9 protein-coding genes, 1 pseudogene and 1 riboswitch are annotated in these 9889 nt (G+C 37.1%); of the genes and pseudogenes, 4 read left to right on the top strand and 6 right to left on the bottom strand.

What is annotated here, in order from left to right:
* Positions 1-328, top strand: a 328-nt coding sequence (locus tag AC52RT_RS05830) for a hypothetical protein (RefSeq protein ID WP_495539870.1), incomplete at its 5' end; no start/stop codon positions are given.
* A 223-nt stretch (positions 329-551) separates the two neighbouring features.
* Here AC52RT_RS05830 and AC52RT_RS05825 read toward each other — a convergent pair.
* From AC52RT_RS05825 to AC52RT_RS05815, 3 genes are all read right to left on the bottom strand, one after another.
* Positions 552-2342 (bottom strand): S9 family peptidase, encoded by a 1791-nt coding sequence (locus AC52RT_RS05825; RefSeq protein WP_495539869.1) that lies wholly within the window; start codon positions 2340-2342, stop codon positions 552-554.
* A gap of 238 nt (positions 2343-2580) precedes the next feature.
* Entirely contained in the window at positions 2581-4608 is a 2028-nt protein-coding gene (locus AC52RT_RS05820) for a transglycosylase domain-containing protein (protein ID WP_495539868.1), read from the bottom strand.
* Between the two features lie 173 nt (positions 4609-4781).
* The gene (locus AC52RT_RS05815; protein WP_495539867.1) at positions 4782-4943 is read right to left on the bottom strand and encodes a hypothetical protein; all 162 of its coding nucleotides are present in this window, start codon (positions 4941-4943) and stop codon (positions 4782-4784) included.
* 213 nt (positions 4944-5156) lie between these two features.
* Between AC52RT_RS05815 and AC52RT_RS05810 the strand changes: the two genes are divergently transcribed.
* A complete protein-coding gene (locus tag AC52RT_RS05810; RefSeq protein WP_495539866.1) occupies positions 5157-5705 on the top strand; it encodes a universal stress protein in 549 nt (182 codons plus the stop codon).
* Between the two features lie 260 nt (positions 5706-5965).
* Here AC52RT_RS05810 and thiT read toward each other — a convergent pair whose 3' ends face one another.
* Positions 5966-6544, bottom strand: a complete 579-nt coding sequence (thiT, locus tag AC52RT_RS05805) for an energy-coupled thiamine transporter ThiT (RefSeq protein ID WP_495539865.1) — start codon at positions 6542-6544, stop codon at positions 5966-5968.
* Between the two features lie 103 nt (positions 6545-6647).
* A riboswitch (TPP riboswitch) is annotated at positions 6648-6749 on the bottom strand.
* Between the two features lie 214 nt (positions 6750-6963).
* Between thiT and AC52RT_RS05800 the strand changes: the two are divergent.
* Both AC52RT_RS05800 and AC52RT_RS05795 read left to right on the top strand, forming a co-directional pair.
* Positions 6964-7182, top strand: a pseudogene (locus AC52RT_RS05800) (cation efflux transmembrane domain-containing protein); the annotation flags it as partial.
* A gap of 406 nt (positions 7183-7588) precedes the next feature.
* The gene (locus tag AC52RT_RS05795; RefSeq protein ID WP_495539864.1) at positions 7589-8914 is read left to right on the top strand and encodes a hemolysin family protein; all 1326 of its coding nucleotides are present in this window, start codon (positions 7589-7591) and stop codon (positions 8912-8914) included.
* A 43-nt stretch (positions 8915-8957) separates the two neighbouring features.
* On the opposite strand, the gene uptA is transcribed toward AC52RT_RS05795, so the two are convergent.
* Together uptA and AC52RT_RS05785 are read right to left on the bottom strand one after the other, a co-directional pair.
* Positions 8958-9593 (bottom strand): undecaprenyl phosphate transporter UptA, encoded by a 636-nt coding sequence (uptA, locus tag AC52RT_RS05790; RefSeq protein ID WP_495539863.1) that lies wholly within the window; start codon positions 9591-9593, stop codon positions 8958-8960.
* 130 nt (positions 9594-9723) lie between these two features.
* Positions 9724-9889 (bottom strand): hypothetical protein (locus AC52RT_RS05785; protein ID WP_495539871.1); only part of this gene is annotated, 166 nt, incomplete at its 5' end.

The raw sequence follows: 9889 nt of genomic DNA, 5'->3' as shown, positions 1-9889 counted from the left end.
TCGAACTATGAATCAAACAATTTCATCTAAACTTACCTTCGATAAGAAATTAAGCATGCAGCAAATTATGGATCTGTTTGAAATTTCCAAAAGTTATGAAGGCAGCATTTACTTTGTATGTAAGAACAGAGTAGTTGAACCAGAACGGTTATCAAAACTCGTTTCCTTTATGCTAACCCTTGAGGACTGTTCTGATTTAAAAATTATGATCGAAGGTCCTGACGTACAGGCCATTATGGAGAAGATCAATGAATGCTGTGCTGGATCTTACATTTCTGAAGACAAGATGGACTTTGTTGTACATTCTAATCATAAAATTAAACTCTAATGAGTAAACTTACTATTACTCCACGAAAGTGATGTGAAAAAACATGAGAACAATCTTAATGATCATTGGCGCTATTGTCGTAATCGGTATTATTGCTAACTTTATCTTTTAATTAGTCGGGACTGCCTTTAAGGCAGTCCTTTTTCATGCTTAATTCATCTTTTAGTATACTCATATAATTTCTTATGTCCTTGACATAGATGTGAACTCCATCAAACATTAATCAATTAATATGCGAATTAAAAAACTCTAGGATTTTCTTGTAAACGTAAATTTCATTTTCCTTTTTCGTAAATCCATGTCCCTCATCTTCTAGAACCACATATTCCACTTCTCGGTCTTTTTCCTTCAATGCAGCAACAATTTGATCTGATTCCTGTTGAACCACACGCGGATCATTCGCGCCTTGGATCACTAACATGGGCTTTGTCATCCCGTCTAAATAGGTAATTGGCGAATCGGCTGTTAACCTTTCCTTATCTCTCACTGGATCTCCTACCCATTGCTCCGTAAATGACACCCAAAATTCCGGAAAAGAATCAATAAATGAAAATAAATTACTCGGACCAAAAATATCAACAACCGCTTTAAAGTATTCTGTATGGCGGCCGTGTAAAAGCAATGCCATGTATCCTCCATAGCTGCCGCCTAAAAGCAGTATCTTATCGCTTTCTGCATAGCCATTCTTAATTAACCATTCAATACCGGTAATATTATCTAAACGGGGGCCATGACCCCAGTCTCCCTCAACCATTTTCATAAAGTTTAAACCGTAGTTCGACGAGCCTCTAAAGTTAGGTGCAAAAATAGAGTACCCTTGATTTACAAGGAATTGGAACATCCCGCGAAATGATTTACGTTCACTTGATTGGGGACCTCCATGCGGCCATAAAATCATATGACCATTTGAATTTTCTTCCTTTGCTTTGAATAAAAGGGATTCAATTTCCAAACCATCAAATGAGGGATAACTCAGCACTTTAGGTTCCACTAAATCTTCCTCTCGAACACCTGGTACTCTATAGTCTGTTAACGCCAGCCAAGAACCTCCGGATTCCATTGAAACATAAAGATTAGCTGGCTTCGCAGCACTTTTGCCTAGCATATATATATGACCGTTAGGCATAATTATCATTTTTACAATAATATCAACAGGTTTTTCTATTTTTTCATTTTTTTCATTCGTAATTGTATACCGATAAAGCCTGTCTTCTACACCATAAGAACCCACAATATACAATGCATGCTCCTTTTTTGAATAATAAATGCTTGTAAAATCTTCTTTATCTATTTGAAGAACTTTTGTAAATTCCTTTGACTGAAGATCATACTTTGCTAAGTAGCTAAGGTCATCATCATAGTTTGTTAAGAAATAAATCTCTACTTCAGAAACATAGACTAAATCGGTTACTGTGTGCTGCGTATCCGTTGGTGGTGTAAGTAATATGTGCTCACCATCAATTTGAACATGCGCTAAGGAATATGTATTACCAAACTGTGTGCTATAAACAAATGATTTTTCTTCAGGGCTGACCGCAGAGACAAAAACAGGTGCACCACTACCTTCTATGAGGAGCTTTTCCTTGCCACTCTCCATGTCATAAATATGACTATTTAAATATTTTGCATTTCCACTTGTAGTTGAGTAATACAGCTTTCTGCCATCCTCAGTCAAATGTCCGTAGAAATGACGTTCTCCCTCAGCATAACGGATTGGGACTAAGCTTCCGCCCTCAGGTTTAATCGCATAAATCTGGCTGTTTTCGTCGCCATCTTTATCAAAACCGACTAAAAGGAATTCACCTGTTTTCGAATAGGTAATAAAATCTGAGATTTGATTATGAAACGTTAGTGGATATGGAAACTTCTTCTCAAGATCCATTCCCCATAGGTTAAAATGTCCATTAAAATTTGTACAAAATACAATCTGCTTTTCATCAGGACTAACTGCAAAGTCACTAAGAGTTAAATTTTGCAAAAAATGTGTAATATCCGACTTTTCAAACTGAATCATACTTACTCCTCTTTTCTTAATTTTTCTCTGTTGGGTTTCAATTTAGTTCACATCTAACAAAATATCTAAATATTCTTTCTCTTTATTATATAAGATAAATGAGAAAAATGGGGTTATATTCCAAAACAAAACATCTTTTATTCGCATGTTTCTGCCCATCTCTTTACCAAAAAAAATGACATCTCCCGATTCTAAAATGAATCTGAAGATGCCCGCCCCTATCCTTTTAAGAAACCATTTAGTTGCCGTCGCTATTAAATAGCTTATTACGCCAGTTATTCCAGCCCCTTTTAAATTCTTCTTTCTTATCTTCCCAAAAGTTTTTTTGGTTCTCTTCTTCAGTTTTTCTTTCTTGTTCTTCAATTAACGGCCCAATATCATCTGCTTTAAACGATTTTGATTCTTGGTATTGCAGTGATTGAGCCATAATTTTTTGAAAAATTTTGGTAGCCCCTTCACTACTATAGGTCGTTAAGTAATGGTCTTTGTCTGTTTTATCATACCCAACCCAGACAGCTCCAACTAGTGATGGCGTATAGCCTACAAACCACTGATCTTTTACTCCTGAAATACCTTCAATCGGAACCTGTGTGGATCCGGTTTTCCCGGCAATCTCATGACCGTAGACAGCGGCATTTACACCTGTTCCATACTTGACTACACCTAAGAGCATAGAATTCATTTTTGCTACTACTTCTTTTGTGGCAACCTTTTTCGATTGTTCTTCCCAAACCGCGATTTCTTTTCCATTTGGATCTTCAATTTTCACAATAGCATGAGACTCGTTCCGCACACCACTATTAGCAAACACCGTATAAGCTTCTGCCATATCCTGAGGAGATACTCCTTTACTCATCCCGCCTAATGCGATAGATAGGTTGCGATCGTCCTTTTCTAAGGGAAGCCCAAAGTCCTTTAAGGAGTCAACTCCTTTTTGAATCCCGATTTCATTAAGAAGCCACACAGTCGGGACATTTAATGATTCCATGACTGCTTCATACATAGGAACCGTTCCCTTATACTGTCCATTCAAATTTTCTGGATTATAAGTACCAAAAGCCATTTTTTCATCGACCAGAGGATCTGTTAATTCATACCCCTCCTTTAGTGCAGGTACATAAACAGCCAGTGGCTTAATCGATGATCCTGGTGAAGTAATCAACTGAGTAGCCCGGTTATAGCCAAGAAATTGGTGTGTTCCCCTGCCACCGATTAATGCTTTTATTCCGCCGGTTTTTGGGTCAATTAAAATGGTTCCACTTTGGACAAGATCTGAGCTTGTACCAGTAGGGAAATTTGAATCTTCCTTATAAATTGCCTCTGCAATACTTTGAACCTCTTGATCCAATGTGGTATAGATTTTATAGCCGCCAGTCAGCAATTCATCTAAATCAAGCTTATACATTTTAGAAGCTTCTGCTAAAACATGATCGACATAATACGGATACTTTCCTTTTAGCGGGTCTACTTGATCAATCGAAGCAAGAGTAATTGGTTCTTTCTTCGCTTGTTCAGCTTCCTCAGCACTAATTAATTTCAGATCATCCATTCGGCTAAGGACAAGATTTCGTCGATTAATCGCTCCTTCATAGTTTTTATAGGGATCTAGTTTACTTGGAAGATTAATGACACCTGCAAGCATCGCTCCTTCCGAAATGGTTAATTTCTCTACATCTTTTCCAAAATATATTTTGGATGCTTTATTAATTCCCCAAGCTCCATGCCCGAAGTAAATCTGATTGAGATACATTTCAAGGATTTCTTCTTTCTTATATTCATGTTCAACTTCTTTCGCGAGAAAATATTCTTGTATTTTTCGTTTATAGGTCCTGTCAGATTCAAGTAAAGAGATTTTTATGAACTGCTGCGTAAGCGTACTGCCTCCTTCAACAATTCCACCCGCCTTCAGGTTATTAACCATCGCACGCGTTATCCCCTTATAGTCAATACCATGATGTTCGTAAAAACGGCGGTCTTCAATTGCAATCACAGCGTTTTTTACATGTTCAGGTATTTTTTCTATCGATACTCCCTCCGACTTGTTCGCAGTCACAGTACTCGCCAATTCTTTATTTTGATCATAAATTTTAGTAGAGTGACCAATCTGATTCTTTAGTTGACTGATATCAGTATCTGGTAATACAGAATATATAAAGCCAGCTGCTGCTAGTGTAATAATTGACAGTAATAAGATACCAACCTGAACAAAACTAATTAATCTGGCCCTTTTCCGTTTTTTTGTTCTTAACTGTCGATACCCTTCCATAACAATCCCTCCAACAATCAAAAAATCTTCTTATAGTAGAACCTATTTAGGTAAAAAAGTTCTGTCCTCTTTTACTACCCTTATATCATTATGTCACTAGTTTAATGATTTCCCAATAAACATACACTAATCCTAAAAAAATAGCAGTCGAAATAAATCGACTGCTGGAACTTTTAATGATCATTAGAGTGTTTACTGGATAAGGACATTTCTTTATATAGTATTTGCAGATACATATAGACAATTTGTTTTGTTTTATCATCGGTGCCTAACACTTCTAGATGGGTTAAGCAGCGTTTGATCGTAGGGTGCATTTTTGGAATTTCACGTTGCATCTTACCACCTCTTTCTAGACAGCATATTATTATAATATACCAACTGTTCCCATTTTCACAGATGACCATCGTCTTATTTGTTGCTTTTTGTCACAAAATCCATAATTAACTATGGATATATTTTGTAAAAGAGGGTATAACAAAATAAACCGTTATCCCTTCATCTAGATTCGTGAACTATTCACATTAAAACTTTTGAGGAGATGAAGAAACATGGAAATAGAATTTAACCATATCATTGCAGCTTACGATGGCACGCCCAGCGGAAAAAGAGCAATCGAGTACGGCATAAAGCTGCATAAAACATATTTAGGCTCTCATCTCACCATTGTGCATGTTTTTAATGAAAAGGTTGAACAGCGAACAATAGGAAAATCCATGTCTGAAATGAATGAAGGATTTTATATTAATCCTGCTCAAAATCAACCTGTGCTCGCAATAGAACCTGGCTTTACGCAGGCGGATGATACACATACAGTCGTAAAAAACAGTGTGACCATGGCTGAAAGTACAGTAAGAAGATTACTAAGCGAACACCAAATACAAGGCCGCTTCGAAGTATTAGAAGGAAATACAGGAGACAGCATCTGTAGTTATGCTCAAAGTACGGATGCCAGCCTTATTATTGTAGGAGAAAGTGAAAAAAGCGGATTAAAAAAATTCTTATTAGGCAGCACCAGCAGCGCTGTTATTAAAGATTCTCCATGCCCAGTTCTAATTGCGAAAATGAATAGACCTCTTGACATTCCTGACAATGAATAAACAAACAAGGCCGATTCTCCTACAGAGAACGGCCTTGTTTTTTGGTGGAAATTAATTCTTGAAAACGATTCTTAGCTTCCTGTTCATCTAGACTACTGTAGATTCTGTAATGCTCATCATCTAGAATACGGTAATGCAGACTGATATTTTTTTTTTGTAAGATGTAACCTGTGACGGACACTTTTGTCCACCATTCCTTGCCGCCCAACGTTTTTTCTTTACGTTGTGTAGCGCCAGAGCGGAAAAGACAGGAAATCGTTTCAATATGCTTTTTTCAGAAGTACGTTCGAAGCCGAAGAATACAACATGGCTACTACTACTCCTGAAAGAATAAAACTTGCCAGCATATATGTGCCGTTGTAGATCAGAGAAAATGTAACAACTGGTGTACCGGCAGGGGCGGATGATCCAAAAAAGAATATTCCTGAAATAACATGACAAATATACCTCAAGAAGCTCCCTGTAAACATACCTGCTATTCCGTAAAACAACCCCATTTTTTTGTTGCCATTCTTATAATAACTAATTACTTGATTCATATAAACACCTGAAATTCCCACTACAGTAAAGGCAAGAAAATAATCAATAAACCCTTGCACAGGATGCCCAATCCAAGCTGTTCCACTAACGACTTGTAAAAGGCCAAGTAAAAATCCTGTAGAAAGTCCGCCTTTTATTCCCCAGCGATAAGCCATGAGAAAAATCGGTACCATGGCAATGGATACTGATCCGCCCTGCGGCCAAATTCTTGAAAAAATAAATCCCGATACTAAATCAAGTAATAATGCCAGTGAAGAGAAAACAGCTACCTCTACTAAAAATAATGTCTTATGGTTCATTTTCCTTCCCCCTTCATCTTTGCGGGAAGCGTTCATGAGTATCTGCCATTGTTTTTTGCACGCAAAAAAGCAATGACAGAGGGTTATGGATCAACCTGCATTGCTTTATCCAAAACCACATCCCTACGTTAGCATTAACTAACAGGTTCATAGGGTAAGAACTCATTCGCTCACTCTCAGCCATACGGCTCCCCTTGTGGATATATTCAATTATCCTTACACAAAATATACTATTAATTTCACGCACATACAAGTTATTAAATTCTAGACTTTTCGACAGATTTACTTAAGACAACAAATTTACGTCCAGGATATACAGCTGAAAAACCCCAATTTTAATGGCTCCAGACGACTCTTTTTCTATAGACACACACCTTTACTTTATTATCTTTAACAGGCAATTGCGGGAGGTAAAATATATGTACCAAGACAAATACTCTATTACCGCTGACAAAGGAGCATATGTAAGTATAGCTGCCTATTTGTTCCTTTCTATATTAAAGTTGAGCATTGGTCATTTCGGTCATTCACAGGGTTTATGGGCAGACGGCTTAAATAATACAACGGATATTCTTACCTCACTAGCCTTACTGATCGGATTAAAGATATCAAAACGCCCGCCTGACGAGGACCACTCATAAGGACACATGCGGGCGGAGACTGTCGCATCCTGAACCATTTACTAAGTAACTAACACTACATAATAGACCTTGATGGGTAATTTGTATATTTCTTTATCATCTTTGAGAATATGGGGAGACTAAGCCTGCTCGAAAATTTTGACTGAATGACCTATTATTCTTTATACTTAAAGGATAGAGGGTGATTCATTGAGCGTATTGGCATGGACAGATCAATTATAATAGATAAAATCTGTACGAACATGTCTCCCATTATTTATGTATATACTAATCAAAAACAACAACTATTAATCAGTTCTAGGAGGTGACCGGGACGATTCCTGCAGTTTGCATTTATAGAACTTGAACATTCAATTAACAAAAGATTCAAGTTCTGTATACTGTTGAATCCGCCCCAACATGGTTGGACATATTTAATTTAATCTTAGTTTTCATTTTAATTGCTTTAACTGCTTTTTTTGTAGCATCCGAATTTTCGATTATTCGTGTGCGTGGTTCCAAGATTGATCAGCTTATTGAAGAAGGACATCCAAGAGCCGAAGCTGCACGAAAAGTAACAGGGAATCTTGACGAATATTTATCTGCTACCCAGCTAGGAATTACGATAACTGCACTAGGTCTTGGGTGGATTGGTGAACCCACAATGAATAGTATTTTGGAACCAGTCCTAGAGAAACTTCATATTTCAGCAGATATTTCAGGAATTTTAACATTTTTAATTGCCTTTTCTGTTATTACCTTTTTAAATGTAGTTGTGGGTGAGTTAGCTCCGAAAACAATCGCGATCCAAAGAGCAGAGCAAGTAACTTTGCTAATAGCTAAGCCATTAATAATGTTTCATAAGATTGCGTTTCCGTTTATTTGGTTATTAAACCACTCAGCACGTTTTGTCACTGGTCTATTTGGATTAAAACCTGCTTCGGAAGGAGAGATTGCACATTCCGAGGAGGAGCTTAGAATGATCCTCTCTGAAAGCTATAAGAGCGGGGAAATTAATCACGCTGAATACAAATATGTGAATAATATTTTTGAATTTGACGACCGAATTGCCAAAGAAATTATGGTTCCGCGTACTGAAATCATTACACTTGATAACGATGGTACCATCCAAGAGTTTATTGACATTGTGAAGGAAGAGAAATTCACCCGATATCCGATAGTAGATGGAGATAAGGACCATATTATTGGGATGATTAACATTAAGGAAGTTTTTTCTGATTTTGTTAAGAAAAGAAAAAGCCCTTCAACGAGTTTAAAAGCCTACACTCGTCCTGTTATTCGTGTAATGGAGAATATCCCAATTCATAATTTACTTTTAAAAATGCAAAAAGAACGTATTCATATGGCCGTATTGATGGACGAATATGGCGGCACTTCAGGATTAGTAACAGTTGATGATATCCTTGAAGAAATCGTTGGTGAAATCCGCGATGAATTTGATATAGACGAAGTACCTTCGATTAGGAAGATTAAAGACGGACATTATATGTTCGATGCCAAGGTACTCGTAAAAGAGGTTAATGATCTTCTTGGTATTCACCTCAACGAAGAAGACGTTGATACAATCGGCGGATGGATTCTAACAGAAAACTATGAAGTACATGAGAATGATATTATTGAAAAAGACGGCTTCTGTTTCAAGGTCTTAGAAATGGAAGATCACTCAATAAAGTGCATTGAAGTAACAAAAAATCTCGAACGACTAAAGTTAGAGAACGAAATTAATTAAGAATTGAAAATAAGCTTGCAGATTCTCTGCAGCTTTTTTTTTATCATTTATTCTGTTTGTTTCTAAAAAATTCTTTTCTTGTGACAACTACGATAGGCTCCTGAGTATTTCGGTTCCACCAAAAATACAAAGCCGCTAATATGATTAATAGCGAGAGTCCTCCTATATAGGGTGCTGATGCTTCTTTTACTAAATGCCACTGATCTCCTAGTGTTTTACCGAGCCATAAAAAAAGGATCGTCCATGGAAGGATGGCTAATACCGTATAAACAATGAACCGTATTGGTGACATCTTTGCAATTCCAGCTGGTATAGAGATGGCATGCCTCACAATGGGAATGAATCTCGCAATAAACACTACCCCTGCTCCGTACCGTTTGAACCATCTCTCTGCTGCGTCCAATTGATGTTCATTGATTAAGATATATTTTCCATACTTCATCAAAAACGGTCGTCCTCCATAAGAACCAGCCCAATAGAGAAATAGTTGTGCCAGGGTTCCTCCAATCGTTCCCGCTAAAACGGCACCGCCAAACTCCATTTTCCCTTGGCTGATTAGATAGCCGCCATATCCCAAAACCAGTTCACTAGGAATGATTTCAATCATTAAACCAAACATAATTCCGAAATACCCCATATCAGAAAATAAAGCCAAGCATTTCATTATGATGTCTGACATATATGTCCCCTTACCTGGTTATTTAGTTTATTCTATGAGGATAAATGGCATTATAGTACAGGCTTTAGCTAGTTAAAGAGGTTTTTAAACAAATAAAAAAAGCATACCCTGATTAGCGCACGCTCATGACTTATAATTCGCTCATTTTTCGTTTATCTGGTTTTATACAGGCTAATTGTTGGGAAAATAATGAAGTTTGAGACAACAGGACTTCCGGATCATCGCGAAAAACAGTTGAGAATATTTCATGGCGTGATTTTGTCTTTTCAACTTGTATCCCCATATTCTTGAATTTA

This window comes from Peribacillus sp. (assembly GCF_059453735.1).
The sequence above is the reverse complement of the archived record's forward strand: the minus strand, read 5'-3'. Positions and strand labels throughout refer to the sequence as shown.

Coding starts and splice junctions, on each gene's coding strand:
- AC52RT_RS05820 (WP_495539868.1), bottom strand. CDS start 4,608: ATGGAAGGGTATCGACAGTTAAGAACAAAAAAACGGAAAAGGGCCAGA.
- AC52RT_RS05815 (WP_495539867.1), bottom strand. CDS start 4,943: ATGCAACGTGAAATTCCAAAAATGCACCCTACGATCAAACGCTGCTTA.
- uptA (WP_495539863.1), bottom strand. CDS start 9,593: ATGTCAGACATCATAATGAAATGCTTGGCTTTATTTTCTGATATGGGG.
- AC52RT_RS05810 (WP_495539866.1), top strand. CDS start 5,157: ATGGAAATAGAATTTAACCATATCATTGCAGCTTACGATGGCACGCCC.
- AC52RT_RS05825 (WP_495539869.1), bottom strand. CDS start 2,342: ATGATTCAGTTTGAAAAGTCGGATATTACACATTTTTTGCAAAATTTA.
- thiT (WP_495539865.1), bottom strand. CDS start 6,544: ATGAACCATAAGACATTATTTTTAGTAGAGGTAGCTGTTTTCTCTTCA.